The sequence below is a fragment of the Neobacillus rhizosphaerae genome, from assembly GCF_050477885.1.
Taxonomy (GTDB): Bacteria; Bacillota; Bacilli; order Bacillales; family Cytobacillaceae; genus Neobacillus; species Neobacillus rhizosphaerae_A.
In genome coordinates, this window is record NZ_JBCNAC010000107.1 from 1 (window position 1) to 26,886 (window position 26,886).

27 protein-coding genes and 1 riboswitch are annotated in these 26,886 nt (G+C 39.1%); of the genes, 20 read left to right on the forward strand and 7 right to left on the reverse strand.

Features of this window, described 5'->3' with window-relative positions; translation table 11 throughout:
* The first annotated feature begins 413 nt into the window (after positions 1-413).
* The 11 genes from argC (at position 414) to ABES03_RS14685 (ending at position 15,702) form a co-directional block, all read left to right on the forward strand.
* Positions 414-1,451 (forward strand): N-acetyl-gamma-glutamyl-phosphate reductase, encoded by a 1,038-nt coding sequence (argC, locus tag ABES03_RS14635; RefSeq protein ID WP_430118057.1) that lies wholly within the window; start codon positions 414-416, stop codon positions 1,449-1,451.
* A gap of 28 nt (positions 1,452-1,479) precedes the next feature.
* On the forward strand, positions 1,480-2,709 hold the full coding sequence (argJ, locus tag ABES03_RS14640) for a bifunctional ornithine acetyltransferase/N-acetylglutamate synthase (RefSeq protein ID WP_430118058.1): 1,230 nt from the start codon (positions 1,480-1,482) through the stop codon (positions 2,707-2,709).
* A gap of 12 nt (positions 2,710-2,721) precedes the next feature.
* Positions 2,722-3,519, forward strand: a complete 798-nt coding sequence (argB, locus tag ABES03_RS14645) for an acetylglutamate kinase (RefSeq protein ID WP_430118059.1) — start codon at positions 2,722-2,724, stop codon at positions 3,517-3,519.
* Complete coding sequence (locus ABES03_RS14650; RefSeq protein ID WP_430118060.1) at positions 3,520-4,719, forward strand: acetylornithine transaminase; 1,200 nt, start codon at positions 3,520-3,522, stop codon at positions 4,717-4,719.
* A 6-nt stretch (positions 4,720-4,725) separates the two neighbouring features.
* Positions 4,726-5,802 carry a carbamoyl phosphate synthase small subunit gene (locus ABES03_RS14655; RefSeq protein WP_430118076.1) on the forward strand — a complete coding sequence of 359 codons (1,077 nt, stop codon included), beginning with the start codon at positions 4,726-4,728 and terminating at the stop codon, positions 5,800-5,802.
* Positions 5,789-9,025: a carbamoyl-phosphate synthase (glutamine-hydrolyzing) large subunit gene (gene carB, locus ABES03_RS14660; RefSeq protein WP_430118061.1), complete on the forward strand. Its 3,237-nt coding sequence runs from the start codon at positions 5,789-5,791 to the stop codon at positions 9,023-9,025. Before ABES03_RS14655 ends, carB begins: the two co-directional genes overlap by 14 nt.
* Positions 9,009-9,977 (forward strand): ornithine carbamoyltransferase, encoded by a 969-nt coding sequence (argF, locus tag ABES03_RS14665; protein WP_430118062.1) that lies wholly within the window; start codon positions 9,009-9,011, stop codon positions 9,975-9,977. The genes carB and argF overlap by 17 nt, the downstream gene beginning before the upstream one ends.
* Positions 9,978-10,059: 82 nt before the next feature.
* Positions 10,060-11,271 (forward strand): argininosuccinate synthase, encoded by a 1,212-nt coding sequence (locus ABES03_RS14670; protein WP_430118063.1) that lies wholly within the window; start codon positions 10,060-10,062, stop codon positions 11,269-11,271.
* Between the two features lie 63 nt (positions 11,272-11,334).
* Complete coding sequence (argH, locus tag ABES03_RS14675) at positions 11,335-12,711, forward strand: argininosuccinate lyase (RefSeq protein ID WP_430118064.1); 1,377 nt, start codon at positions 11,335-11,337, stop codon at positions 12,709-12,711.
* Positions 12,712-13,283: 572 nt separating this feature from the next.
* Positions 13,284-13,396: riboswitch (SAM riboswitch) on the forward strand.
* Between the two features lie 96 nt (positions 13,397-13,492).
* Positions 13,493-14,728 carry a homoserine dehydrogenase gene (locus ABES03_RS14680; protein ID WP_430118065.1) on the forward strand — a complete coding sequence of 412 codons (1,236 nt, stop codon included), beginning with the start codon at positions 13,493-13,495 and terminating at the stop codon, positions 14,726-14,728.
* Between the two features lie 479 nt (positions 14,729-15,207).
* Complete coding sequence (locus ABES03_RS14685) at positions 15,208-15,702, forward strand: DoxX family protein (protein WP_430118066.1); 495 nt, start codon at positions 15,208-15,210, stop codon at positions 15,700-15,702.
* Positions 15,703-15,830: 128 nt separating this feature from the next.
* Here the strand turns inward: ABES03_RS14685 and ABES03_RS14690 are convergent, their stop codons facing one another.
* From ABES03_RS14690 to ABES03_RS14700, 3 genes are all read right to left on the reverse strand, one after another.
* Positions 15,831-16,016, reverse strand: coding sequence for a YfhD family protein (locus ABES03_RS14690; protein ID WP_430118067.1), 186 nt, complete (start codon positions 16,014-16,016; stop codon positions 15,831-15,833).
* A gap of 137 nt (positions 16,017-16,153) precedes the next feature.
* The gene (locus ABES03_RS14695) at positions 16,154-16,288 is read right to left on the reverse strand and encodes a YfhE family protein (RefSeq protein ID WP_413302577.1); all 135 of its coding nucleotides are present in this window, start codon (positions 16,286-16,288) and stop codon (positions 16,154-16,156) included.
* 121 nt (positions 16,289-16,409) lie between these two features.
* Positions 16,410-17,315 (reverse strand): TIGR01777 family oxidoreductase, encoded by a 906-nt coding sequence (locus ABES03_RS14700; protein ID WP_430118068.1) that lies wholly within the window; start codon positions 17,313-17,315, stop codon positions 16,410-16,412.
* Positions 17,316-17,390: 75 nt separating this feature from the next.
* Between ABES03_RS14700 and recX the strand changes: the two genes are divergently transcribed.
* Positions 17,391-18,212, forward strand: coding sequence for a recombination regulator RecX (gene recX, locus ABES03_RS14705; protein ID WP_430118069.1), 822 nt, complete (start codon positions 17,391-17,393; stop codon positions 18,210-18,212).
* Positions 18,213-18,257: 45 nt separating this feature from the next.
* Here recX and ABES03_RS14710 read toward each other — a convergent pair whose 3' ends face one another.
* Positions 18,258-18,929, reverse strand: a complete 672-nt coding sequence (locus ABES03_RS14710; RefSeq protein ID WP_430118070.1) for an SDR family NAD(P)-dependent oxidoreductase — start codon at positions 18,927-18,929, stop codon at positions 18,258-18,260.
* An 89-nt stretch (positions 18,930-19,018) separates the two neighbouring features.
* Between ABES03_RS14710 and ABES03_RS14715 the strand changes: the two genes are divergently transcribed.
* A complete protein-coding gene (locus tag ABES03_RS14715) occupies positions 19,019-19,342 on the forward strand; it encodes a YfhH family protein (RefSeq protein WP_413302566.1) in 324 nt (107 codons plus the stop codon).
* A 45-nt stretch (positions 19,343-19,387) separates the two neighbouring features.
* On the opposite strand, the gene ABES03_RS14720 is transcribed toward ABES03_RS14715, so the two are convergent.
* A complete protein-coding gene (locus ABES03_RS14720) occupies positions 19,388-19,561 on the reverse strand; it encodes a small, acid-soluble spore protein K (protein ID WP_309866312.1) in 174 nt (57 codons plus the stop codon).
* 131 nt (positions 19,562-19,692) lie between these two features.
* On the opposite strand from ABES03_RS14720, the gene ABES03_RS14725 reads away from it, so the two are divergent.
* Entirely contained in the window at positions 19,693-19,962 is a 270-nt protein-coding gene (locus ABES03_RS14725) for a YfhJ family protein (protein ID WP_430118071.1), read from the forward strand.
* A 40-nt stretch (positions 19,963-20,002) separates the two neighbouring features.
* Here the strand turns inward: ABES03_RS14725 and ABES03_RS14730 are convergent, their stop codons facing one another.
* On the reverse strand, positions 20,003-20,983 hold the full coding sequence (locus tag ABES03_RS14730; protein WP_430118072.1) for a metal-dependent hydrolase: 981 nt from the start codon (positions 20,981-20,983) through the stop codon (positions 20,003-20,005).
* A 126-nt stretch (positions 20,984-21,109) separates the two neighbouring features.
* Here ABES03_RS14730 and mutY point away from each other — a divergent pair, with 126 nt between their 5' ends.
* Positions 21,110-22,213 (forward strand): A/G-specific adenine glycosylase, encoded by a 1,104-nt coding sequence (mutY, locus tag ABES03_RS14735; protein ID WP_430118073.1) that lies wholly within the window; start codon positions 21,110-21,112, stop codon positions 22,211-22,213.
* A gap of 72 nt (positions 22,214-22,285) precedes the next feature.
* On the opposite strand, the gene ABES03_RS14740 is transcribed toward mutY, so the two are convergent.
* Positions 22,286-22,510 (reverse strand): hypothetical protein, encoded by a 225-nt coding sequence (locus tag ABES03_RS14740; RefSeq protein ID WP_308080766.1) that lies wholly within the window; start codon positions 22,508-22,510, stop codon positions 22,286-22,288.
* 156 nt (positions 22,511-22,666) lie between these two features.
* On the opposite strand from ABES03_RS14740, the gene fabL reads away from it, so the two are divergent.
* The 5 genes from fabL (at position 22,667) to ABES03_RS14765 (ending at position 26,837) form a co-directional block, all read left to right on the forward strand.
* A complete protein-coding gene (gene fabL, locus ABES03_RS14745) occupies positions 22,667-23,416 on the forward strand; it encodes an enoyl-[acyl-carrier-protein] reductase FabL (protein WP_413302554.1) in 750 nt (249 codons plus the stop codon).
* A 71-nt stretch (positions 23,417-23,487) separates the two neighbouring features.
* A complete protein-coding gene (locus tag ABES03_RS14750; protein WP_430118074.1) occupies positions 23,488-23,817 on the forward strand; it encodes a gamma-type small acid-soluble spore protein in 330 nt (109 codons plus the stop codon).
* Positions 23,818-23,995: 178 nt separating this feature from the next.
* The gene (locus tag ABES03_RS14755; protein ID WP_413302549.1) at positions 23,996-24,253 is read left to right on the forward strand and encodes a YgaB family protein; all 258 of its coding nucleotides are present in this window, start codon (positions 23,996-23,998) and stop codon (positions 24,251-24,253) included.
* A 200-nt stretch (positions 24,254-24,453) separates the two neighbouring features.
* On the forward strand, positions 24,454-24,984 hold the full coding sequence (ntdP, locus tag ABES03_RS14760) for a nucleoside tri-diphosphate phosphatase (RefSeq protein ID WP_307289779.1): 531 nt from the start codon (positions 24,454-24,456) through the stop codon (positions 24,982-24,984).
* Between the two features lie 86 nt (positions 24,985-25,070).
* Positions 25,071-26,837 (forward strand): ABC transporter ATP-binding protein, encoded by a 1,767-nt coding sequence (locus ABES03_RS14765; protein WP_430118075.1) that lies wholly within the window; start codon positions 25,071-25,073, stop codon positions 26,835-26,837.
* Positions 26,838-26,886: the final 49 nt, after the last annotated feature.

Consider the following 26,886-nt stretch of genomic DNA (forward strand, 5'->3'; position numbering starts at 1 on the left):
TTCTAATGCCCGAGCTAAGAGAAGAAGTGCCCGCCCGGTAAATAGGGGAAGTTTCTAATGCCCAAGTTAAGAGAAAAAGTGAGCATCAGTAAATAGAAGAATTTTTTAATGCACATGGCAAGGTTGCCTGGCTACTAAAGGATAAGGACTTTTGTACGCTTAAGTGCGACTAGGTCTTTCTGCTCTCAGCTAAATCGACCAGTCTTCTTGATTGGGGAAAATCAAGGAGCTTGCGCTTTTCTAAGTGAATATGTATGGATTCTGTATAATCTTACAAACAAACATGTAAGCGTTTACAAATTAAATCATAATAATTTTCAGTTAAAAGTGAAAATTAAGCCATTTTTATATTGAATAATTATATATGTCTATGTATAATAATTCATTATGTAAGCAACGTGGGAGTTGAAGAAATGAAAGCAGCAATCATTGGTGGAACAGGATATGGTTCTGTAGAACTTATTCGTTTGATTCAGAAGCATCCTTACTTGGAGGTTGGTTCAGTAGTATCCAACTCTAAAGCTGGCTTCGGCTTTAGTGAAACATATCCGCATCTTTCAGAAATAATGGATCAACCATTAGAAACATTTGATGCAAAAAGAATATCTGAAACGAACGATATTACGTTCCTTGCTACTCCATCTGGTGTCAGCAGTAAGCTTGTTCCGCAGCTGCTAGAGCACGGTATGAAATGTATTGACCTGTCAGGTGACTTTCGATTACGGTCTGGTGCAGAATACGAAACTTGGTATAATCACACCCCTGCAGATGAGCAGTATTTAGAAAAAGCAATTTACGGTTTAAGTGAGATTTATAGCGAAAAAATTAAGAATGCTAATCTAATAGCCAATCCAGGCTGTTATCCTACCGCATCCAGTTTGGGCCTACTCCCAATCTTAAAATCTCAGCTAGCTGATAAAAATTCAATCATCATTGACGCGAAATCAGGTGTCTCAGGCGCAGGAAGAGGACTTTCATTAACCGCACACTACGCCGAAATCAACGAAAACTTTAAAGCTTATAAACTTGGAAAACATCAACACATTCCAGAAATTGAGCAAGTCCTTACAGACGAGAGTGGAGATCCGATTACGGTTTCCTTTACTACTCACCTTGTCCCAATGACACGAGGAATTATGTGTACGATGTATGTGAATCTAAAAGAAAAAATTTCAACAAAAAAAGTGTTCGATTTATATAAACAATTTTATCAAGATTCTCATTTTATAAGGGTACGGCCTGAAGGAACGATTCCTTCTACAAAAGAAGTTGCCGGTTCAAACTATTGTGATATTGGACTGCATGTCGATGAACGAACCAACCGCTTAACGATTATCTCTGTTATTGATAATTTAGTTAAAGGAGCGGCTGGGCAGGCAATCCAAAATGTGAACTTGATGAATGGTTGGGATGAAATAACGGGGCTTTCCGATATACCGATGTATCCATAACAATAGGGATTTGAAGGGGGAAATTAAATTGACACAGGCAACATCAACAAGTGAAATCGTGGTACTAGAAGAAGGAAGTGTCACTTTACCAAAGGGGTATAAAGCAGGTGGCATGCACTGTGGGATAAAAAGAAAACGACTCGATCTAGGTTACATCGTATCGGAAGTTCCAGCAACCGCTGCAGGCGTGTATACCACAAATATTTTTCAAGCGGCGCCTTTATTAGTCACTCAAGAAAGCGTAGCAAAAGAAAATAAACTCCAAGCCATTATCGTTAATTCAGGTAACGCCAATGCTTGTACAGGGGAACAAGGATTACTTGATGCCTACACCATGCAAAAGGATTTTGCAAATGAACTAGGAATTGAAGCTCATCTAGTTGCTGTGACATCCACAGGGGTCATCGGTGAATTGATGCCGATGGATAAAGTGAAAACAGGGGTTACACAGATCCTTAATAAAGAATATGAAAATGAGAGCTTATTTAAAGAAGCAATCCTAACTACTGATACATGTGTCAAACATACTGCTGTGCAAATGACTATCGATGGAAAAACAGTTAGCATCGGCGGCGCATCAAAGGGTTCTGGAATGATCCATCCAAACATGGCTACTATGCTTGGGTTCGTAACTACAGATGCAAACATAGCACAGGAAGACCTGCTAGCAGCCCTTCGAGATGTCACCAATCAAACATTCAATATGATCACGGTTGATGGCGATACAAGTACGAATGACATGGTTCTCGTCTTGGCTAATGGGTTAGCAGGAAACAGTCAACTTACAAAGGATCACCCAGACTGGGATGTGTTTAAACAGGGGTTGAAAATGGTTTGCGAATCGCTTGCTAAAAAAATCGCACGAGATGGCGAGGGCGCTACCAAGCTAGTAGAAGTTCAAGTGACAGGTTCCTACAGCCGAAACGCAGCAAGTGCTGTGGGTAAAGCCATTATTTCTTCTAATCTAGTAAAAACAGCTATTTATGGAACAGATCCAAACTGGGGAAGAATTGTGACGGCAATTGGCTACAGTGGTGTTCCTGTTGAACCGAATGCCATAAAGGTATCAATCGGGCCTTATACAGTATTCGAAAACGGATTGCCAAGCATGTTTGTAGAAGAAGAGGTTAAAGAATACTTACAACTGGATGTTATCAAAATACATGTTGAATTAAACCAGGGTGAATATAGTGCAACTGCATGGGGATGCGACCTTACCTACGATTACGTAAAAATAAATGCATCCTACCGCACGTAAGGGGGGACGAAAATGAAATACCTAGTCATTAAGTGTGGCGGAAGTGTGTTAGAAAATCTGCCTAGATCTTTTTATGAAGATGTCGTTCAAATGCAACAATCAGGTGAATGGACACCTATCATAGTTCATGGCGGAGGTCCTCTCATTACGTCCTTATTAAAAAATTTAAATGTGGAAACTACTTTTGTAAATGGTTTACGGGTAACCAACCATGATGTGCTAGATATCGTGGAAATGGTTTTGAGTGGTTCGGTTAATAAGCTAGTGGTCAGAAACCTAGTCGAGGTAGGCGGAAATGCTTTTGGCATAAGTGGAGTAGACGGCGGATTATTAAAAGCAGTACCGACACCTGATGCCAAGACATTAGGGTTTGTTGGTGAAGTAGTTGGTGTGAATCAAAGTGTCATTGAAGGAATCGTCAATCAAGGGTATATACCAGTCATTTCTCCCATCGGCATTGATGCGAGTGGACAACGCTACAATATCAATGGAGACATAGCAGCTAGCGCGATTGCTAAAGCACTGGGAGCCAATCTTTGTTTTATTAGCGATATTCCAGGGATTTTAATTGAAAAAAATGGTGTAAAAACAAAGCTTGATAAAGCAACCAAATCAACCATTGAAGAACTAATTGACAATCAAACCATTTACGGTGGCATGATTCCAAAGGTAAAGGCTGCCATAGACGGCCTTGTGCACAACATACCTGAAGTAGGAATCATCAATGGTTTTGAGAAAAATAGCCTGATAGATTACACGGCGGGCAAAGAGATCGGTACAAAAATTGTTTTAGAAGAGGAGATTGCGTAAATGGTAAACGATACTTCCGTTTCTCTATCCTCCCCAATAATGGCCACATACAGCCGTTTCCCGGTCACGTTAGTAAAGGGAAAAGGAAGTTATGTGTGGGACGATCAAGGGAAGCAATATTTAGATTTCACGTCTGGGATTGCAACCTGTAATTTAGGTCATGTTCCTGACGCTGTAAAAGAAAAACTTGAGGAACAGCTACAAGACCTATGGCACTGTACAAACCTCTATCAAATTCCCAATCAGGAAAAACTCGCTGCACTGCTTGCTGCCAATAGTTGTGGCGATCAGGTTTTCTTCTGCAACAGTGGGGCCGAAGCAAATGAAGCAGCGATTAAATTGGCAAGAAGATATGCGAACAAGGTAAAGGGAAGCGGATCTTCTGAAGTGGTGACTTTTCAGCAATCCTTCCACGGAAGAACATTAGCTACCTTAACAGCAACAGGTCAAGAAAAAATTCAACAAGGTTTTTCACCACTTATGCCAGGTTTTAGTTATCTCCCATTTAATGATGAAGAAGCACTTGAAGAGCTAACAACACGAAAGCCTGCAGCTGTCCTACTAGAGCTTGTCCAAGGTGAGGGTGGAGTCATACCAGCAAACCCTGAATGGGTAAAAAAACTAGCCGAAATTTGTAAGAATAACGGTATCTTGCTGATGGTCGATGAAATCCAAACAGGAATCGGCAGAACGGGTACACTTTTTGCTTATGAACAGTACGGAATTGAACCAGATGTCATTAGTCTTGCAAAGGGGCTTGGATCAGGTTTCCCAATTGGAGCCATTATCGCAAAAGAAGAAGCAGCCAAGGGATTTGAACCGGGCAGCCATGGCAGTACTTTTGGTGGAAATCCATTAGCTACGGCCGCAGGACTGGCAACTGTTACTCATATACTTGAAACCAACTTACTAAAACAAGTGAAAGAAGTCGTAACATACCTGGATAGTCAGCTGGAAATGTTGAAGGGAAAATACGAATTTATTAAAAATATACGTGGTAAAGGACTGCTAAAGGGACTGCTTGTCGAAACGAACGCCCTTGATATCGTACAAAAAGCGATTGCAAACAATCTTCTTATTTTAACAGCTGGACCGAATGTCGTTCGGATTTTGCCACCGTTAACGGTAACAAAAGAAGAGATAAATGAATTTATTGAAGCATTGGAAAAAACATTCCAAGGTATAGAGAAAGGCGAGTGAGTGTTTTTGGAACAGGGATACCTTACTTTGGAAACGGGAGAAGTGTTTGAAGGTGTACTAATTGGTGCAGAAAAGGATTCTCTCGGGGAAGTAGTATTTAATACAAGTATGACTGGCTATCAGGAAATCATCACGGACCCATCCTACGCTGGGCAAATGATTACATTCTGCTATCCGATTATTGGAAGTTATGGAATTAATGCAATGGATGATGAAAGCATCACACCGGCTTTATCAGCGGTAATCATTAGTGATTTATGTGAAACACCAAGTCATTATCAATCCATTCATAAATTTTCAGAAAAACTGAAGCAGGCAGGCGTTCCAGGAATCGCCGGTGTTGATACAAGGCTCCTTGTTAAAACCATTCGAAGCCGTGGAACAGTCAAAGGGTATTTAAGCAAAACAAAACAAGTAGATTTTTCTGTAAACGAAAAACCAACGTTATGGGTGGAGAAAGTATCTACTAAGAAGATGCAATATTTTAATAATAGAGGACCACATGTGGTATTAATGGACTACGGCTTTAAAAAGTCGATTCTTACTGCTCTTTTAGAAGAAAATTGTGCAGTTACAGTGGTTCCTTATCATACTCCTTTTGAAAAAGTAAAATCCTTGAATCCTTATGGTGTTCTATTTAGCAACGGACCTGGAGATCCAATGGATTTAAAGAAATGGTTCCCAGAAATTAAAAAAATTAGCCAGCATTATCCTTCACTTGGAATTTGTCTTGGCCACCAGCTAATCGCTTTAGCATACGGGGCAAAAACAGCAAAGCTTGCCTATGGTCATAGGGGCGGTAACCACCCTGTTAAAGAAATTATGACTGGAAAAGTGAAAATAACGGCACAAAATCATGGGTATGTCGTTGTTGACGAAAGCATCGACCAAACGGTCTTTGATGTTACCTACAGAAATATCAATGATCAATCAATTGAAGGACTAAAACATCAAAGCTATCCAATTCAAACGGTGCAATTTCATCCGGAAGCACATCCCGGACCAAGCGATACCGCACACATTATTAAAGAATTCGTAAGTCAGATAGCTTCATTGGGAGAGACCGTGTATGCCATTAAATAAAAACTTAAAAAAAGTACTTGTCATTGGGTCTGGTCCGATTGTCATAGGTCAGGCAGCAGAATTTGATTATGCCGGAACACAAGCTTGTATCGCCTTGAAAGAGGAAGGAATTGAAGTTGTTTTAATTAACAATAATCCGGCAACGATTATGACTGATGAGGCCATTGCCGATAAGGTATATATTGAACCTTTAAATGTGGCTACGATAGAAAAAATCATTCAAAAAGAAAAGCCCGATGGAGTCATTGGCACCCTAGGGGGGCAAACGGGCTTAAATTTAACCGTTCAGTTATATGAACAAAAGATTTTAGAAAAATACGATGTAGCGCTATTAGGAACTTCGGTTGAATCAATCAAAAACGGTGAAGACCGAGAAAGATTCCGTAATCTCATGCTGACAATTGGTGAACCGATTCCTGAATCTGCGATTATTCACAGCTACGAAGAAGGAGTGCAGTTCGTTCAAGAAATAGGATTTCCAGTAATCATTCGCCCAGCCTATACATTAGGGGGAGAGGGCGGCGGCTTCGCTCATACCTTCGATGAACTTGAAATCGTTTTGAAAAAAGGACTTGCTGCCAGTCCAATTGGTCAGGTACTGGTTGAAAAAAGTATTAAAGGCTGGAAGGAAATCGAGTACGAAGTCATGCGTGATGCAAATGACACGTGCATCATTGTGTGTAATATGGAAAACATGGATCCTGTTGGCGTTCATACAGGGGATTCCATTGTTGTTGCTCCATCACAGACTTTGACAGACGTTCAATATCAAATGCTTCGTGATGTTTCCATTAAAGTCATAAGAGAATTAGGAATCATCGGGGGCTGTAATATTCAGTTTGCTCTACACACAGAATCCAATCAGTACTATATTATCGAAGTAAATCCAAGGGTGAGCCGTTCATCAGCACTTGCCTCTAAAGCAACGGGTTATCCGATTGCGCGGATGGCGGCAAAGTGTGCGATTGGGTATCATTTGGATGAGATTGTGAATCCAATAACAGGTAACACGTTTGCTTCATTTGAGCCAGCGATTGATTATATTGTGGTGAAACTACCTCGCTTTCCATTTGATAAGTTTCCAGAAGCAGACCGTACACTCGGGACACAAATGAAAGCTACAGGTGAAGTAATGGCGATTGACCGCACATTTGAAGGGGCTTTAAACAAAGCGATTCGGTCAATGGAGATGAATGTGTATGGTCTTTGTCTTGAGGGGAATAAATCATTAGATGATGAGACCCTTTATTCTCTTCTTATAACTGCAAATGACAGACGGTTATTCATCATTGCCGAATGCTTTAGAAGGGGGATCACTCTTGAAAAAGTGCAGCAGTTAACCGAGATTGATCCATGGTTTTTGCACAAAATTAGTTCAATCGTTGCGATCGAAAAGGAATTGGCGTCCTATCAATGGGAGCAAGTTCCTGTCCTCCTGCTTAAACAAGCAAAACGAAATAATGTATCCGATAAACTTTTATCGGAAATATACGATATTCCTGAAAAACAGATTCGAAAAAAGTGGAAAGAACTTAACTTGAAACCTGGCTATAAAATGGTTGATACCTGTTCAGCAGAATTTGATGCTGTCACACCTTACTACTATTCTACGTGGCATGGTTTTGACGAAGTAGAAGTAACTGATAAGAAGAAGATTCTTGTTATTGGTTCTGGTCCGATTCGAATTGGTCAAGGAATCGAATTTGATTATTGTTCTGTCCACGCAGCAAAAGCAATAAAGAAGAACGGATACGAAGCCGTTGTCATAAATAACAACCCAGAAACAGTTAGTACAGACTACTCAGTTGCAGATCGTCTTTATTTTGAACCTCTTGCTGCGGAAGACGTACTTCATGTAATCGAGAAAGAAAAGGTTGATGGAGTCTTGATTCAGTTTGGCGGCCAAACGGCGATTAATTTGGCCCATGCTTTAGAAGAAGAAGGAGTGACCATTTTAGGTACCTCAGTAAAAAATGTCGATCGATTAGAAGATCGAAAGGAATTCTATCAGCTGCTTGAAGACTTAAATATACCCCATATTGAAGGTCAAACAGTCACACACCCAGATGAATTAAAGGAAGCAGCAGAAAAATTAGGCTACCCAGTTCTTGTTCGCCCATCGTATGTGATTGGCGGTCAATCGATGTTTACTATTTTTTCAGAAGAAGAGCTTAGCCAATATATTGTTCAGCTTGAGGAGAACTCACAGGCGTCCATGTGGCCATTATTAGTAGATAAATATTTACCTGGTTTAGAATGTGAGATTGATGTCATTTGTGATGGTGGAACGATTGTGGTTCCTGGTATATTTGAGCATATTGAAAAAGCCGGAGTCCACTCTGGTGACAGTATCACGGTATTCCCGCCGATTTCTCTAACAGCAAAAGTCAAAGAAACGTTAATTGATTATGCAGGGAAGATCGCCAAGTCTGCTTCTGTCATTGGTATGATGAACATTCAATTTGTCATCTATGAAGATGAAGTCTATGTACTAGAAGTGAACCCGCGCTCATCGAGAACGGTGCCAATTATTAGCAAGGTTACAGGCGTTCCGATGATTGAATGGGCAACAAGTGTTCAACTAGGTCAATCGTTATCCAAATTATCACCAACTGAAGGGTTACTAGCTGAACCAAACTATTATTCTGTAAAAACACCAGTTTTTTCATCGAGTAAGTTAAAAGGCGTTGACCATGTGCTGGGACCAGAAATGAAATCAACGGGTGAAGCTCTGGGAATGGGAGTAACGTTTCAAGCAGCATTAGAAAAGTCGATCCTCTCACTTGGTGAAGAGACAGAGAAAAATTATCTGTTTTGCTCCATCTCGGACCGTGAAAAGCCTGCTAGTCTTGCAATTATTGAACAATTTATCAATAAGAATTACAAAATTGCTGCAACAGAAGGAACTGCACTTTTCCTCCAAAATAACGGAATTCCTGTTGAGGTAGTGGTCAAGGATGATGCGGATGTAAGTGAATTCTTTCGAAAGCAGTTAATTCAAGCAGTCATTAACATTCCAAATCAAGGTCGAAACAAAATGAAATTTGGTTTTCAAATTCGTGAGCATGCTGTTCGTTACAAAATACCTGTATTTACCCATTTAGATACGATTGAGGCCACATTTGGTCTGCAAAAAGGATCTCCATCGGAATACCAGGTACGAACGGTTAGTGAGTATTATACTATTGAAAAAGAAGGTGCCGTTCATGGTAGAAGTCATTAAATTGAACGAAAAAAATAACCCACAACTGAAGGGAAAAGATTTTTTACAGCTATCGGATTTCACTACTGATGAAATCCTTTACCTGTTAAATGATGCACTTGAACTAAAGCAAATGCAAAAACAAGGGCAGCCACAGCCATTCTTAAATGGAAAGGTGTTAGGAATGATTTTTGAAAAATCATCTACCCGTACTAGGGTTTCATTTGAAGTAGGAATGCTGCAGCTTGGGGGGCATGCTATTTTCTTAAGTTCAAAAGACATTCAGCTCGGACGTGGGGAAAGTATTTCCGATACAGCTAAAGTGTTATCACGCTATGTAGATGGAATCATGATTCGAACGTTTTCACATGATTCTGTAAAAGAATTAGCAGAACATGCAACTGTTCCCGTAATCAATGGATTAACCGATTTACAGCATCCTACCCAGGTGTTAGCCGACTTGTTAACCATTTTAGAGCACAAAGGAAAACTGGCAGGGTTAAAGCTTTGTTATATCGGAGACGGAAACAATAATATGGCCCATTCATTAATGGAAGGGGCAGTTAAAGTGGGAATGGATGTTAGTATCGCCAGCCCGCCGGGTTATTTACCTGATGGGAAAATTACGGAGGCAGCTATTAAAGAAGGCTTGCAATCAGGAAGTTCAGTTGTCATTACAAATAATCCACTTGAAGCGATTAAAGACGCCGATGTCATTGTAACAGACGTCTGGACCAGCATGGGGCAGGAAGAAGAAACTGAAAAAAGACTGAAGGCGTTTCAAGGTTTTCAAGTCAATGAAGAACTGTGCAAACATGCAAAAGCAGATTATATCTTTTTACACTGTCTACCTGCTCATCGTGATGAAGAAGTAACGGGAGATATTATTGACGGTACTCATTCAGTTGTGTTTGATGAAGCGGAGAATCGCCTGCATGCTCAAAAAGCAATTTTAAAACATTTATTAGCATAATAGTTTCATTTTTTATGAGTTATGGTGTATAATAATTCTATTGTTTGAATAAAAATTCATAAAAAGCACGAGGAGAATACAGATGGCAAAAGAAAAAATTGTTTTAGCATATTCAGGTGGTTTAGATACATCCGTTTCGGTTAAATGGATCCAAGAAAAATACGGTTATGATGTCATTGCTCTAGGTCTAGATGTAGGTGAAGGAAAAGACTTAGAAGCTATTAAAAATAAGGCGTTAAATGTTGGAGCCGTTAAAGCATATATGATCGATGCAAAAGAATTATTGGCAAAGGAATATATTTTACCAGCTTTAAAGGCTAATTGTTTATATGAAGGAAAGTATCCATTATCTTCCGCCCTTTCTCGTCCACTTATTTCAAAATTATTAGTAGAAGTGGCGGAAAAAGAAGGTGCTTCAGCTGTTGCTCATGGCTGTACAGGAAAAGGCAATGACCAAGTCCGTTTCGAAGTGTCCATTCAAGCATTAAACCCAAGTCTAAAGGTGGTTGCTCCGGTTCGTGAGTGGGGAATGACACGTGATGAAGAAATTAAATATGCTGAGGAAAACGGTATTCCAATTCCAGTAGATTTAGATAATCCTTTTTCCATTGATGCAAACATTTGGGGACGTGCTTGTGAGGCTGGCGTTCTGGAAGATCCATGGGCAGAAGCACCTGAAGCAGCGTTCGATTGGACGAATCCGATTGAACTAACTCCAGATGCAGCTGAATATGTAGAAATTGAATTCGAACAAGGGGTTCCTGTTGCTCTTAATGGCGAGAAGCTTCCACTGGTTCAATTAATTGAGACATTAAACGCACTGGGCGGTAAGCACGGTGTTGGGCGTATCGACCATATTGAAAATAGATTAGTAGGAATTAAATCAAGAGAAGTGTATGAAAATCCGGGCGCATTAATTTTAATCAATGCGCATAAGGAATTAGAATTCTTAACATTAACTCGTGAAGTTACTCAATTTAAGACGCAGGTGGAACAGCAGATGGCAAAGATCATCTACGAAGGACTTTGGTATTCTCCTATCAAGCCAGCCCTTGATGCGTTTATTGACGAAACACAAAAGACTGTTACGGGAACGATTCGTGTAAAGCTTCATAAAGGAAATCACACGGTGGTAGGCCGTAAGTCTCCATTTAGCTTATACAATGAGGAGCTAGCAACCTATTCAAAAGGTGATGCATTCGATCACAATGCCGCTGTTGGCTTTATTAAGATTTGGGGATTACCAACAAAGGTATATTCAGAGGTTACTAAAAAAGAAACGATTGTAAAATAATTCGGATTGCCCTCGAATCCTATTTCGGGGGCTATCTTCTTTCATTTTAAGGAGGAGCATGACATGTCTAAGTTATGGGGCGGACGATTTACAAAGGAAACGAACAAGCTCGTAGAAGAATTCACAGCATCCATATCTTTTGATCAAAAGTTAGCAAAAGAGGATATCGCCGGAAGCCTGGCACATGTGCAAATGTTGGGGGAATGTGGCATCATCCCAGTTGAGGATGCTGAAAAAATTAAGGACGGACTTCTTGCGATTCAAAAAATGGTTTATGCGAACGAAGTGGAGTTTTTGGTAGAAGATGAAGATATTCACATGAATATTGAAAAGCTGTTGATTGAAAAAATCGGACCGGTGGGCGGTAAGCTACATACTGGGCGCAGCCGGAATGATCAAGTAGCAACTGATATGCATCTTTACTTAAGAACAAAAACGACGGAGCTTATTAAATTGATCGAAGATGTCCAGGGGGCATTAATCGAGCAGGCAAAAGAACATGTCCAAACCTTAATTCCGGGCTATACTCACCTTCAGCGTGCGCAGCCAGTATCGTTTGCTCACCATTTAATGGCATATTTCTGGATGTTCGAACGTGATAAAGAGAGATTGATTGATAGTTTGAAACGTGTCAACTGGCTTCCACTTGGTTCTGGTGCGTTGGCAGGGACTACTTTCCCTATCAACCGTGAACGTGTAGCAGAACTGTTAGGGTTCGAAACCGTGTATCCAAACAGTATGGATGCTGTCAGTGATCGGGATTTTATCCTTGAATTCTTATCAATTGGTTCGATCATCATGACACATATTTCTCGTTTCTCCGAAGAATTAGTGATCTGGTCCAGCCAGGAATTCCAATTTGTTGAATTGGATGATTCATTCTGCACGGGCTCAAGCATAATGCCGCAAAAGAAAAATCCAGACGTACCAGAGCTGCTTCGTGGAAAAACGGGCCGTACGTATGGCAATTTGATTGGGTTGCTGACTGTCCTTAAAGGGCTTCCGCTGGCCTACAATAAGGATTTGCAAGAAGATAAAGAAGGTATGTTTGATACGGTAGAAACATTGGAAGGTTCTTTGAAACTTTTAGCTCCGATGATTGAAACGATGACGGTTAAAAAAGATGTGATGCGAAAAGCGATTAACAATGATTTCTCGAATGCAACAGATATTGCCGATTATCTGGTTACTAAGGGGTTACCGTTCCGTGAAGCTCATGAGGTGATTGGAAAAATTGTTTTATACTCGATCCAATCCAATAAGTTTTTACTAGATTTAAGCTTTGAAGAATATCAAGAGTTCAGTCCTTTATTTGAAGAGGATATTTACGAGGTTTTAGCTCCAGAGCATGTGGTTGCTGTACGTAACAGCTTTGGGGGTACCGCTCCAGAGCAGGTGGAGAAGCAAATTGTGCTTGCTGAGGGAAAATTGAAGCGTTAAAAGTATGAGAAACTCGCCATTGGCGGGTTTCTTTTTGCTCATGAAAAGGGGCTGTATCGGGATATCTACATATTTTTGCGCTTTATCTACAAAATAAATTAGCTTTACCGTTCCTTTTATTTATTTCAATGGAAAAGATACAATGGTTCTATGAATATTATGCTTAAGGAGTGGTTTCCATTAGCAGTTTTATTTTTGATTTACTAATTGATCTAGCTGGGGGAGTCATTGAATTTTTCGTTCCTGATTGGTCGCCTAAATCGAAATTTGAAAAGAATATAATCAGATTAAGGGAAGAAGACTGGTTTACTTCGCTAGAAAAGGATGTTAGATACTCATATATCATTCACCAAAATAGGAAGGTGAAACGGTTCTTAAGCAATGAGAATAATATCAAAATGATCACCAGTATGGATTTCGAGAGAGAAAATTTTATCAATTTAGTAAAAGAAGAGCACGCCAAATTTACAGGGATACGATATTCGAAATAGAAAGAATATATTGACATTTAGCGCTGCATCAACTAAAATACTCTTTATAACTTGGTAAATTAATGAAAAATTAAATAAAAACTCTTATCCAGAGTGGTGGAGGGACTAGGCCCGATGAAACCCGGCAACCTTCAAGGTATTCCTTGAAAAGGTGCTAATTCCTGCAGGTTATTATATAACCTGATAGATAAGAGGAGGAAACCAACCCTCTTCTTATTGAAGAGGGTTTTTCTTTTGTAAAAATGAATTAGCTTTGTGTCAAAAATCGTGTAGTGAAGGGATGGATGAACGTGTCTGTAATTAAAGTGGCAATCCTTGGTTTTGGTACGGTTGGTGAGGGTGTATATCGGACGATACAATCACATAGTGAAGAGCTTACAGCTACATTAGGGAAGAAGGTCGAGGTTGCCGCTGTTCTCATCAGAAACACGCAAAAGAAAAGAAATATTAGTGAAAATGTATTAGTAACAACAGAATTTGCGGATATCTTAAATCTCGAGCAGCTTGATGTTGTTGTTGAGGCTATCGTCGATAAAGAGCCAACTTTTACATTTTTGAAATCATCAATTGAGCGTGGCTGCCACATCATTACAGCGAATAAGGAAATGTTTGCCCATCATGGAAAAGAACTGCTCGAGCTAGCAGAGGAAAAGAATGTTTCTGTCGGATTTGAAGCAACCGTAGCAGGTGGAATTCCGGTCATTCAAACACTTAGACAGCTATTAAATATTAATCGTGTCAAGCAGGTACAAGGAATCCTAAATGGGACATCAAATTTCATACTAACCGAAATGAGAGAGAAGAAACAGTCTTTTACGCAAGCACTGATATTAGCTCAAGAGAATGGTTATGCAGAAACTGATCCTACAAATGATGTGGAGGGCTTTGATGCATTTTATAAAACTATGATTTTAAGCAGGCTTGCGTTTGGAGAGGAACCTAATTGGCAGGAGGTTGAACGTGAGGGGATCACATCAATCACAAGTGAGTTGATTGAAGCAGCCGAAAATGCGGGGCTAAGGTTTAAGCATATTGCAAGTATTACAATGTTGGACGGTCAAATTAAAGCAACAGTCAAACCAACCCTCGTAGGAAAAGAGCATCCATTTTACCATGTAGAAGGCGTTCAAAACGCAGTAAATGTCCAATCGGATATTGTAGGGGAAATTACACTTCAAGGGCCAGGGGCAGGAATGTTTCCTACAGCGAGTGCTGTCATTGAGGATTTAGTCTATGTGTGTCAAAATCCTCCGGTTAACCGGAATCTTACACGGTCTCTAGATGTTACAACTGAGTTTAATAAGAATGATAAGCAGGAAACATGGCTAGTGCATGGATTGATCCATAAACCAATCACGCCTTCAATTACTTGGATTGAGGAAATGGAAGAAGGCACGTATGTCATCAGTGCCTCAAGCAAAGAGGTTATTCAGTTGGCAAAACAACAAAAAAACCTCGTGTATTTTCCAATTTTGGGAGAGTACGAGCGAGTGAATCGAGTAAAAGCAGCGCTTAAGGCGTTATAATTAGCGTACAAATAAAAAAGAGCCATGCTGCTCTTTTTTGTTTGCACAACTCCTAAATGCTTAATTCGAAAGTCACGGTTCTAATATAATTATCCACTGAATTATCCACATCAAAAGTCCTGGTTTAAAAGTATTCCACAGACTTATTCACAATATCCACAAAAGTCAGAATATTTATCCACAAACATGTAAAAGCACGATTCTAATATAAACAACTTAGTAAGTTCACATTCTATTCAATTTTCTAACATTAATATGTTAAGAAACTGTGAAAGTCGTTGTCATTTAAGAGGGAGGAGAGTATATTATAAGTGTAGAGAAGATAGTGAAACAATTCACAAACAAAGAAACACAAACTAACACAAACTAACTTCCCTACACGGCACAGCTAGCTGAACACCCCTCATCGAAAGGGGAAGAAATTATCATTACATTATTTTTGTGAAAACATTCACAAAAATTAATAGGAGATGATTGTGATGAGATGGTACAAAACCCCTCAAGCAGCAGTTGTTTGGACAGTTCTAAGAGTTTGGCTTGGATTACAATGGATTGAAGCGGGCTATCATAAATTAACTGGTGGATTTGATGCTGGTGGGTTCTTAAAAGGCGCCATGGCTAATGCAACAGGAGATCATCCAGCAGTGCAGGCTTGGTACGCAGATTTCTTACAACAATTTGCCATTCCAAATGTACAAATCTTTAACGTATTAATTCCTTGGGGAGAATTTCTTGTTGGTTTAGGATTAATTGTCGGATTAGCAACTATTCCTGCATTAATCGCTGGTGCGTTTATGAACTTAAACTTCATGCTGGCAGGTACAACAAGCACTAACCCAATTCTTTATACAGCAGCAATGGTCCTACTATTCGTAGGAACTGGAGCGTATCTCTTCGGTCTTGACCGATATACAGTTCCGTTTATCAAAGGCTATTTCAAAAAGGCACCTGTAAAAAATGTCAACACTAATTAACAGTAATATCGAGTTCTAACAGCTCAGCACGCTGAAGCCTCTCATTAGAGCTCGCTGATATACCATTTATTTCCCCCTTTTATATACTTTAAGAAGCAGGGCAAAGCCTGCTTCTCTTTTTTTATTGCTTATCTTTTCTTATTCTTCACACGCTGGTTAGCAGCATTAGCCCGTGCTTGAGCTTCAAGATCGGCATGATCAGCAAATTCTTGTGAGTATTCTACGTCGTTTCCATCACGCTTCATATTTTTCGGTGTTTGTGGAAGTGAGCTTTTATTATTTTTGTGAGAACCTCCATTATGCATACGACCCATTACTAAAAACCCCTTTCAATTTCAGCTAGAGGGAGAAAGTAATCTCTCACTCCCTAATAGCTTTTACAATTAGAAAGGGGCTCATTAATGGAAAAACTTTAAATTAACTTTTGGTATACATATGGTATTTCCGTCACTTACAGCTTAGTTTTGCTGTCATGATAGCCGCCTGCACGGTCAGCCATTTTAAAATCACGCTGGTATAAAACCTCTTGTGTACTCGTTAAGGTATATTTACCTCTACCCAAATCTTTTTTCTTTTTTCCCGCCATTCTGCTCATTCCTTTCAACATTTTTGTTTGTTAATTGTCATCAAGCTCAGTGGTAAAAATGAAAGCACTAAATATGTACTTATTTCCATTTTTACCTTTTGAGAAAGGAATGATACTTTTTTTAAGAAAATATATTTTTTAATGCCATTTTTAATTCAGGGTATTGAAATTGATAACCATGTTCTAACAGCTTTTTGGGTAAAACCTTTTGCCCTTCTACCACTAAAGTACTCATTTCTCCGAGAAGGAGGCGTAAAGCAAAGCTTGGTATAGGAAGCCAATGTGGCCGATGCAATACTTGAGCAAGCGTTTTGCCAAAATCACTCATGGGAAGTGGCTGTGGTGCAGTAAAATTTACTGGACCATAAATTTGTTCATTTTCAATTACAAAAGTAATCCCTTTGACAACATCTTCAAGATGAATCCAGGACATCCACTGTTTGCCACTTCCAATATTGCCTCCTATAAACAACTTATAAGGTAGCAGCATTTTAGGAAGGGCCCCTGCAGCCTTTTCAAGAATGATGCCAAATCTACAAAAGACTGTTCTAACTCCTAAGGAAGAAGCCTTGCTCGCTTCTTGTTCCCATTTTACGACTGTTTCTGCTAAGAAATCCGTGCCTAGTTTTTCGTTATTTTCAGTAAAAACTTTTGTTTCAGAGGTCCCGTAAATACCAATCGCACTGGCATTAATAAGCGCCCTTGGTTTCCGTTCTAATTGGTTTATTATGTCCAGGACTGCATCGACTGCTTCTATTCGGCTAGACATAATTTTATTTTTTCTTTCTTCTGTCCAGCGCCCACTATTGATCGACTCACCTGCAAGGTTGATAAATATATCAGTATTTTGAAGGTCCTTAACAGGGAACGCATTATCAGTTAACCACTGCGTATATCGAACGTTTACCTTCTCGTTAGAATTTCTTGCCCGGCGAGTTAAAATGACTATTTCGTTATCATATTTACTTAGTTCATTGACAAGTGCTTTCCCAACAAAGCCTGTTCCGCCTGCAATTGCAAATTTCATTACAAGACCTCCTTTTGCTTTATTTTACCGTATTTTAAGGAAAAAGTATGGTAAAGTGAGAGTGAGGTGAAGGAAATGGCCATTATTACGAAAATCACCACACAGCAAAAAAATATAGACCGATTTAATGTTTTTATGGATTATGGCAAGGGCAAGGGTGAAGAATTTGCTTTTAGTGTTGATAGCGACGTTCTGATTAAATTCCAGTTAAAAAAGGGAATGGAGCTTGATGATTTTTCTTTCTTGGAAATTCAGTATCAAGATGACATCCGCAAGGCCTACAACTTAGCGATCAATTATCTGGCAAGAAGGATGAGGTCGGAAAAAGAAATCAAGGATTACCTTTTAAAAAAAGAACTTAATGAACCCGTCATTAACGAGGTTCTCCATAGGTTAATCTCGCAAAAATACATTAATGATCAGGAATATGCATTTGCTTATGTTCGGACACTAGCGAATACGACAGATAAGGGTCCTGATTTAATTAAAATGGAATTAAAGGAAAAAGGAATCAAAGAAGATATTTTAATACAAGCTCTAGAGGAATATCCTAGAGAACAGCAGATTGAGAAAGCAACAAAAATGAGTGAGAAGTTTTTACAAAAAAATACAAAGGAATCCATTAAGATTCAAAAGCAGAAGCTAGAACATTTACTGCTTAGAAAGGGCTATCCTTTTGAGGTTATACAAATAGCAGTGAATGAAACAGAAGTAGAAAAAGAAGATGATGTGGAAATGGAGGCTGTTCGCTTCCAAGGCGAAAAAGCCCATCGAAAGTATGCGCATCTAAGTGGGTATGAATACCAGCAAAAGATGAAACAAGCTTTATATCGTAAAGGATTTTCAATGGATAATATTGAGCGATTTCTTTCTGAAATAGAAAGTGATGAAAATTAAGAATAGAGGACAGACTAAGTGGAGCCTGTCCTCTTTTTATTAGCCTTATTTACTCTCAATAATAATAGAATCCTGATCGATTTGATCCATAATCATTTCAGCTACTTCCTTAGCTGTTCTAAACCGTGATTTGTCTGAAACATGAGTGCTTTCGTCCCAAAATGGGGTATCCATCCCGCCCATGTAAACAGCATTAAATTTAATTCCAGCGCCTTCATATTCCTTTTGAAGACTTTCCGTAAATCCTCTTACAGCAAATTTGCTGGCAACATACACTGCTTCATTTACTTTCCCTCGCAAGCCAGCAGTAGAAATAATATTTATGATCCGCCCTTCTCCATTTTGGGATAAAAATGGAAGAATGGCTTTTGTCATCAGAATCGTTCCCCATACATTCGTCTCAAGCATTTCTTTTATTTGTGTATCGTCCATCTCAGTAAACGGTCCAAAATGGCCGACTCCTGCGTTGTTGACCAGACCGGCTAGTTGGTACCGCTCATTTACTTCACTTAGTTTTGAACCAACGGCTTCATTGTCTGAAATATCAAGAGACAAAATATCTGCATTTCCACCCAATGCTTCTATCTCTTGTTTTGCTCGGGCTAGTTTTTCAATGGTTCTTCCAACCAACAGAAGGTGATACCCTTTTTTAGAAAATAAGAAAGCTAGTTCCTTCCCTAAGCCTGAGCCTGCTCCAGTAACAATCATTGTTTTCATTGTATGCTCTCCTTTGTGTGAGTTTTAGCCTTTATTAATCCTATAAAAATTACTATACTAAAAAAAGAAGATAAAGGGGAGTGAATTGGATGCAGCAGGAGAAACGATACAGTGATATGACAGAGCATGAGTTAAAACAGGAAATTGCTTCACTTCAAGAAAAAGCTCGAAAAGCAGAACAAATGGGAATGGTTAATGAATTTGCTGTGCTTGAAAGAAAGGTCCAAATGGCAAGAGCGTATCTGATAAATCCTGAATCGTTTAAACCAGGCGAAATATATGAAATTGAAGGCGATCCTGGTCAATATTTTAAAATAGATTATATGAACGGTGTGTTTGCTTGGGGATATCGATTAAAAGGCGATGGAAAAGAAGAGGCTCTTCCGATTTCTATGTTAAAAGGGCTAAAATGAAGACAAACCAGAGAGGAATCTCTGGCTTGTCTTATTAACGGGTACCTATGAATACTGAGGGGATTCGTCATCGCGTTCCCCAGAAGCACGCATACGCTCTTGTGGATGGGTATTGATGGTGCCATCGGCTCTTTTAGAAGCATATTCTGCTTTCGCCCTTGGCTCCCCCTCTAACTTGTTATTATTTTGGTTGGGGAAATTCGTTTCTTTATTTCTCATGCTGTACCTCCATTTTGGGAATGAGAAAAACGTGAAAAGCAAAGGCGGCATCTCAGTGCTTACCACGTAATGTTAGTATTCGCGCTTTTCATATGGGTTATGTTATAAGAAAATGGCAATGAGGTGTGTGTATGAATGTGTATCAGGAAGAATTAACACGGTTGTTATTAGAAAAAAATAATGAGTTATCCTTTGAGCAAGCAAGAACCTGGGTAGAATTGCTTTGGGATGATTTCGAAACCAGTTATGCAAAAGCAGGCAGGGAATATAAGGGCAGTGAAATGACTGAGAAAATTGTGAGGCAGTGGATTGAAAATTATGGAAACAGACTGCATGATTTCATCGCCACCAATCCGAAATATAAACATTTTTTAAATCAGGAAAAAAATCAAACAAATTAAAAGAAAACTCGCTACAACGAGTTTTCTTTTTTCATGCATATTAATTTGATATGATACTTAGTTTTTTTCTTAGTTTTTTCTCACTAAACACCCAGCCCGTATAGGAGCTAATCGGATTTAAATCGCGATCTAACTGAACGACGGCGACAAACGGGTAGTGCCCATTACTTCTGTAGCGAAGATCGATAAACCGCACCTCGTAAAAATCATCATATTCGTCCACTTCCCAGCGGTAAACAGGGGAGAAGGATAGAAAAGCGGAGAGATTTTTATCCTTTTTGGCTGCCTCAATAACAGGTGTTTTGGGTACAGGAATACGTTTGAAGTGATCTAAGATTTCCACTTTACCGTCGATTGCTCTACCTACAAAAAATTGTTCCTTATTCATAGCGGCAATCCGCCAATGATGAAACTTCATAGTTGGGGCGATAATAATTTCTGTTGCATCTGGAATCAGTGTTCTTACTTCTACTAATACTCTTTTCTTGGCTTGATATCGCTTTAAATAGTAGCCGAAGATGACCAAATACATGAAGGAAAACGTAATACCGGGATTTGCTCCAATGACCCAAATAAGAATTCCAACAACATGAATTCCAAAGATAAAAGGGTCAAAGGTATTGATTACTCCTAAAGCAACCCATTTTGATGAAAATGGTCGCAACGCTTGCGTACCATAGGCATTAAAGATATCAACAAAAACATGAATAAACACTGCTGCAAAGGTCCAAGCCCATAGATGAAGCAGATTAGCATTAGGGAAAAAAGGATAGACAACGGCTAAAATCACAAGCGGCCATAATAGAACCGCAGGAATGGAGTGAGTAACACCTCGATGATTACGAATATAGATAGCATTATTTCTAAGCTTTAAAATCGTGTCAATATCTGGTATTTGAGATCCAGCAATTGTTGCAATCAAAACACTGGTAGCAGTGGCATGGCTGCTTGCTACAACAGGGTCAAGTGTGGCAAGTCCGCCAAGAGCAATGCCCATTACAACATGAGTTCCAGTATCCAAAAGGATAGCCTCCTTCTATGATTTAGGTTCTTGTCAAAATCGACAAATTCGCTTATTGTAAAACGAAATGCATATTATTATATTCCCTTTTTTCGTTGTGTTTAACAATTTGGAGGACTAAAAGTTATGATAATTGAACAAGAAAATTCAGAAAAAATCAATATAAATGCTTTTCAAAACGATCTCATTTCCTGGTTTAAAGCTGAACAACGAGACCTACCTTGGAGAAAGGACCAGGATCCTTATAAGGTTTGGGTTTCAGAAATTATGCTACAACAAACAAGAGTTGATACAGTTATACCCTACTTTAATCGTTTTATCGAATGGTTTCCCACGATAGAAGATTTAGCGGAAGCAGAAGAGGAGAAAGTTCTAAAGGCTTGGGAGGGTCTTGGTTATTATTCCAGAGTGAGAAATCTTCAATCCGCTGTTAGGGAAGTTAAAGAGAAATATAATGGAGAAGTGCCGAACACACCAGAGGATATTTCCTCTCTTAAGGGAGTGGGTCCATATACTGCTGGTGCCATATTAAGCATTGCTTATGGAATTCCCGAGCCCGCTGTTGATGGAAATGTAATGAGGGTATTATCACGAATTTTGTTAATTCGAGAGGATATTGCGAAGGCTTCTTCAAGGAAGATTTTTGAAAAAGCAGTTCGAGATATCATTTCGCATGAAGACCCCTCTGCATTTAACCAAGCATTAATGGAATTGGGGGCTTTGATTTGTACGCCGACTTCTCCATCTTGTTTATTGTGTCCTGTTCGTGAGCATTGTCATGCCTTTCATGAAGGTGTCCAACATGAACTACCGATTAAAACGAAAAAGGTCAAAACACGAGATGTTCAACTAGCAGCAGCTGTCATAGAAGATGAGAATGGAAAAATATTCATTCATAAACGACCGGCTAATGGCTTACTCGCTAATTTATGGGAGTTTCCAACTGTCGAGCTTCATCACCCATTACAAAATGATCGAAAGCAGATTGTGGAGTTGTTTAAACAATCATTGGATTTAGACATTCAATTTGGGCAGATAATCGGGCAAATTGAACATGTTTTTTCGCACTTAGTGTGGAATATTAAGGTGTATACCGGTACGGTTAAACATTTTGTGCCGGAAAGTGAAGAGTGGAAATTTGTTTCACTCGAAGAAATGAAAGAATACGCATTTCCTGTTCCATATCAAAAAATGTTTAAGCTGTCTCAAGATCATAAAATACATGAATAGGGGGTCAGACCCCGCTAGAAAAACATTATCTAGTGGAGTCTGACCCTTTTTGTATTTCAGCCAAACATATTTTTAATCGTACGTAATTTTGGTCCCGTGGGTATAATCAGCTTCCTGTCTTTTCATGCCCCCGCGGTTTTCAATTTCTTCGATAATTTCTCGATGAATGGTTTGTCCTTCGCTGTTTAAATAAGGGGCTATTTGCTGCAATGAATGATGAAAAAAAGCAAGCTCACTATTCTGCCAATCGGTCTTAGGCATCATCGAAAGCTCAGTCATATCTCTTCCTACATACATAATCTTCTCTCTCCTTTCAAATCATTTTGCCATTAGTTTTCTATATTAATTGTCTTCTATTCATGGAAAAGCTAAAATGAAATGAAAAGCGCGCAGCTATGCGTGGCAGATACAAACTTAACCAATTTGAACTTGAAAAAAGAAGGGAATAGAAGGATGACACAAAAAGTAGCATTAATTACTGGAAGCAGCAGAGGAATCGGAAAAGCAACTGCATTAAAATTGGCTGAGGCAGGCTATGATATTGTTATTAACTATGCGAGAAGTAAAAAAGGGGCCTTAGAAACGGCTGAGCAAGTAGAGGCTTTAGGTAGAAAAGCTTTCATTGTAAAAGCTAATGTTGGTGACGTAGCTAAGATTAAAGATATGTTTGCCCAGATTGAACAAGAGTTCGGTCGTTTAGATGTATTCGTTAACAATGCAGCTTCTGGTGTACAGCGTCCTGTTATGGAGCTTGAAGAGTCTCATTGGGATTGGACGTTAAATATTAATAGCAAAGCACTATTATTTTGTGCACAAGAAGCAGCAAAGTTGATGGAGAGAAATGGCGGAGGAAAAATTGTTAGCATAAGCTCTCTGGGATCCATTCGTTACTTAGAAAACTACACAGTAGTGGGTGTTTCGAAAGCAGCTCTTGAGGCGTTAACAAGATATTTAGCTGTCGAATTGGCTCCAAAAAATATTATTGTCAATGCGGTTTCTGGCGGAGCTGTTGACACGGAAGCATTAAAACATTTTCCAAATCGCGAAGAATTGCTGCAAGAAGCAAAAGATAAGACGCCAGCAGGAAGAATGGTGGAAATCGAAGATATGGTTAACTGTATCATGTTCCTTTTATCAGAGGATTCTAGCATGATTAGGGGACAAACAATCATTGTTGACGGGGGAATCTCTTTACTGGTTTAAATTATTTTTAAATAATTTTTTGGATAATCTCCACGGTACCGGGATACATTAATCTCGTGGAGGTGATTACAATGGCAAACTTCAATCAACAGCCAAACAAAACTTCAGCTGGAACTAACATCCAGGAAGTAAGACAACAAAACGCTCAATCTGCTCAAGGTTCTGCAGGTGCAGCTGGTCAATTCGGAACTGAATTTGCTAGCGAAACTAACGCTGCTGAAGTAAGACAACAAAACGCTCAATCTGCTAGAGGTGCAGCTGGTGCAGCAGGTTCTGCAGGTGCAGCTGGTCAATTCGGAACTGAATTCGCTAGCGAAACAAATGCTGCTGAAGTAAGACAACAAAACCAACAATCTCAAGCTAAGAAAAACCAAGGCTCTGGCCAATTCGGACAAAGCTAATAAGCTTTAAGCAGAAGGCACTCTTCCAAGCGAAAGAGTGTCTTCTTTCTTGTAAAGGTCGTTTTTGTTATTCGACAAAACTTCCCTAATGTCTACAGAAGTAGTCAAAGGAAATAAGGGGTTACTAAAGAATACATAGTAGGTAGGAAGATAGATAAAGTATAAGGCGGTGAGGGAAATGAATCATTTCAACCGATTAGTTTCCGAGCAGATGGTAACTATGGAAAAATTGCTCTATCTTCAAGCCGAGCTTGAGCGTTGTCAACAGATCGAAGAAGAACTACAGACATTACAGCATGCTACAGACCTTGAGAGCATTCAAACAGACATTCAATTGATGAAAAAAGAATTAAAAGAGATCCAGCTAATTTTTGAAAAGCAAACAGAAGAGGTAATAAATTCGTATCGGGAAACGAATTTAACACCAACATTGTAGGAAAACAATAGAAAAATTGAAAAAAATACGCAAATTTTTACAAAGAGCCATCGAAATATGGCTCTTTTGTTTTAAATTCCGTACTCAACCGTTATAATAATAATAAATAGGAATTGGACTTTGTTACCTTTTGTCGTTATTTATTTTATTTATGGTTGGAATAGGTTACAAAGCGTTCAGGAATGAAGGTAGGGGAGAATATGGGCGTACCCATCGAAGGTGAACCAATGCAAATACATAGCTATAAGCACAATGGGCACATCCATCGCGTCTGGGAAGAAACAACCGTATTAAAAGGGTCTCAGAATTTGGTTATTGGTGGGAATGATCGGACACTTGTAACAGAATCAGATGGAAGAACGTGGATAACCAGAGAACCGGCTATTTGCTATTTCCACTCTCAATACTGGTTTAATGTAATAGGAATGATTCGTGAGGATGGTATCTATTATTACTGTAATATCAGTTCACCATTCATCTTTGATGGTGAAGCACTAAAGTATATTGATTATGACCTTGATATCAAAGTGTATCCTGATATGACTTTTAATTTACTAGACGAGGATGAATATGAGCGGCATCGCCGCGAGATGAACTATCCGGATGTTATTGATCAAATCCTTAAAAGAAATGTTGAAAAATTAATTCAATGGATAAGACAGCGTCAGGGCCCCTTTGCACCAGATTTTATTGATATTTGGTATGAACGTTACCTAACATATAGACGCTGATCGTGGACCTTAAGGCTGACTCAAAAGCAAAGGAGTTAGCCTCTTTTGTTTGTGTTTTAATTTATGTATGAAAGGGGGACATCTGCTTGAGTAGTATTCGCCGATACCTACAATTTGTTAAACCGTATCGCTTACAAATTATTGGTACGATTTTTATAGGTGTAATTAAATTCTCCATACCACTGATTATTCCGATGCTCATTAAATATGTGGTCGATGATATTGTTGGAAATCATGCGCTTACACATGATGAGAAGATACATAAACTAATGCTTATAATGGGTGTTATGATTCTTGTTTTTGTCATCCTTCGCCCACCCATCGAGTATTACCGCCAATATTTCGCCCAATGGACATCAAGTAAAATCCTTTATGATATTCGTGACACCATGTATACGCATATTCAGAAATTAAGCTTCCGTTATTTTTCTAACACTCGGGCTGGCGAAATTATATCAAGAGTCATTAATGATGTAGAGCAGACGAAAACATTTGTAATCTCCGGGTTAATGAATTTATGGCTAGATATTGCCACTATTGTAATTGCTATTATTCTTATGTTTTATATGAACGTAACATTAACCATTGTATCGGTATTGCTGTTTCCTCTCTATGCCTTTTCAGTCAGGTATTTTTTTGGAAATCTACGTACCCTCACAAGAACGCGTTCACAAGCTTTAGCCGAGGTTCAAAGCTATCTCCATGAGCGGGTTCAAGGTATGCCGGTAATTAAGAGTTTTGCCATTGAAGAGTATGAACAAAAACAATTTGACAAACAAAATAAAAACTTCCTAGAAAAAGCCCTCCAGCATACAAGCTGGAATGCGAAGTCCTTCTCGGCTGTTAATACCATTACCGATATTGCTCCATTACTTGTTATTGGCTATTCCGCTTATTTAGTCATTCAGGGAGAGTTATCACTTGGAACAATGGTTGCGTTTTTTGCCTATATAGACAAGCTTTACAGTCCATTAAGAAGGTTGGTTAACTCTTCCACTACAATTACTCAATCATTTGCTTCAATGGATCGAGTGTTTGAATTTTTAGATGAAAAATATGACATTACTGATGATCCAAATGCCCGAGAATGCAACCACGTACAAGGGGATATTTCATTTGAAAATGTTTATTTCTCATACGACCAAACGGATGAAATGGTCTTAAAAGATATAACGTTACATGTCAAAAAGGGCGAAACAATTGCGTTTGTGGGAATGAGCGGTGGTGGAAAATCTACCCTTGTAAGTTTAATTCCACGATTTTACGACATCACTAAAGGGCGGATTACACTAGATGGAATAGATATCCGTGATTTTAAAGTGCAAACATTACGGGACAAGATTGGTGTTGTGTTTCAGGATAATATTCTATTCAGTGAAACAGTGAGAGACAATATCCTGTTAGGAAAGCCTGGTGCCTCAGATGAAGAGGTATATCGGGCAGCAAAGGCGGCCAATGCCCATGAGTTTATCTTAAACCTTTCTGATGGCTATAACACCAAGGTGGGAGAACGAGGGGTCAAATTATCTGGGGGTCAAAAACAACGGGTAGCCATTGCTCGAGTATTTCTAAAAAACCCTCCCATATTAATTTTAGATGAGGCTACCTCGGCATTGGATTTAGAAAGTGAGCATTCCATTCAAGAATCATTAGAAGAGTTAGCTAAAGATAGGACCACTTTTATTGTTGCTCACAGGTTATCAACCATAACACATGCTAATCGAATTGTTTTAATCGAACATGGTCAAATTGTCGAAGTAGGGACACATGAAGAACTAATGGCTAAGCAAGGCAATTATTTTAAATTATTTCAGGTTCAACAACTTGAACATAAAGAAACCGAAGCAGACTAATTATCCGCTTCGGTTTCTTTTTTTGAGTTATAAGAAAGTATAAAATTCG

What these genes read in the sequence shown, in the direction of transcription:
- ABES03_RS14755 (WP_413302549.1), top strand. Translation starts at nt 23,996, where the DNA reads ATGAATCATTTCAACCGATTAGTTTCCGAGCAGATGGTAACTATGGAA.
- argB (WP_430118059.1), top strand. Translation starts at nt 2,722, where the DNA reads ATGAAATACCTAGTCATTAAGTGTGGCGGAAGTGTGTTAGAAAATCTG.
- argF (WP_430118062.1), top strand. Translation starts at nt 9,009, where the DNA reads ATGGTAGAAGTCATTAAATTGAACGAAAAAAATAACCCACAACTGAAG.
- carB (WP_430118061.1), top strand. Translation starts at nt 5,789, where the DNA reads ATGCCATTAAATAAAAACTTAAAAAAAGTACTTGTCATTGGGTCTGGT.
- ABES03_RS14725 (WP_430118071.1), top strand. Translation starts at nt 19,693, where the DNA reads ATGAATGTGTATCAGGAAGAATTAACACGGTTGTTATTAGAAAAAAAT.
- recX (WP_430118069.1), top strand. Translation starts at nt 17,391, where the DNA reads ATGGCCATTATTACGAAAATCACCACACAGCAAAAAAATATAGACCGA.
- mutY (WP_430118073.1), top strand. Translation starts at nt 21,110, where the DNA reads ATGATAATTGAACAAGAAAATTCAGAAAAAATCAATATAAATGCTTTT.
- argH (WP_430118064.1), top strand. Translation starts at nt 11,335, where the DNA reads ATGTCTAAGTTATGGGGCGGACGATTTACAAAGGAAACGAACAAGCTC.
- ntdP (WP_307289779.1), top strand. Translation starts at nt 24,454, where the DNA reads ATGGGCGTACCCATCGAAGGTGAACCAATGCAAATACATAGCTATAAG.
- ABES03_RS14740 (WP_308080766.1), bottom strand. Translation starts at nt 22,510, where the DNA reads ATGTATGTAGGAAGAGATATGACTGAGCTTTCGATGATGCCTAAGACC.
- ABES03_RS14690 (WP_430118067.1), bottom strand. Translation starts at nt 16,016, where the DNA reads ATGGGTCGTATGCATAATGGAGGTTCTCACAAAAATAATAAAAGCTCA.
- argC (WP_430118057.1), top strand. Translation starts at nt 414, where the DNA reads ATGAAAGCAGCAATCATTGGTGGAACAGGATATGGTTCTGTAGAACTT.
- ABES03_RS14710 (WP_430118070.1), bottom strand. Translation starts at nt 18,929, where the DNA reads ATGAAAACAATGATTGTTACTGGAGCAGGCTCAGGCTTAGGGAAGGAA.
- ABES03_RS14720 (WP_309866312.1), bottom strand. Translation starts at nt 19,561, where the DNA reads ATGAGAAATAAAGAAACGAATTTCCCCAACCAAAATAATAACAAGTTA.
- ABES03_RS14670 (WP_430118063.1), top strand. Translation starts at nt 10,060, where the DNA reads ATGGCAAAAGAAAAAATTGTTTTAGCATATTCAGGTGGTTTAGATACA.
- ABES03_RS14700 (WP_430118068.1), bottom strand. Translation starts at nt 17,315, where the DNA reads ATGAAATTTGCAATTGCAGGCGGAACAGGCTTTGTTGGGAAAGCACTT.
- ABES03_RS14685 (WP_430118066.1), top strand. Translation starts at nt 15,208, where the DNA reads ATGAGATGGTACAAAACCCCTCAAGCAGCAGTTGTTTGGACAGTTCTA.
- ABES03_RS14695 (WP_413302577.1), bottom strand. Translation starts at nt 16,288, where the DNA reads ATGGCGGGAAAAAAGAAAAAAGATTTGGGTAGAGGTAAATATACCTTA.
- ABES03_RS14750 (WP_430118074.1), top strand. Translation starts at nt 23,488, where the DNA reads ATGGCAAACTTCAATCAACAGCCAAACAAAACTTCAGCTGGAACTAAC.
- fabL (WP_413302554.1), top strand. Translation starts at nt 22,667, where the DNA reads ATGACACAAAAAGTAGCATTAATTACTGGAAGCAGCAGAGGAATCGGA.
- ABES03_RS14715 (WP_413302566.1), top strand. Translation starts at nt 19,019, where the DNA reads ATGCAGCAGGAGAAACGATACAGTGATATGACAGAGCATGAGTTAAAA.
- ABES03_RS14650 (WP_430118060.1), top strand. Translation starts at nt 3,520, where the DNA reads ATGGTAAACGATACTTCCGTTTCTCTATCCTCCCCAATAATGGCCACA.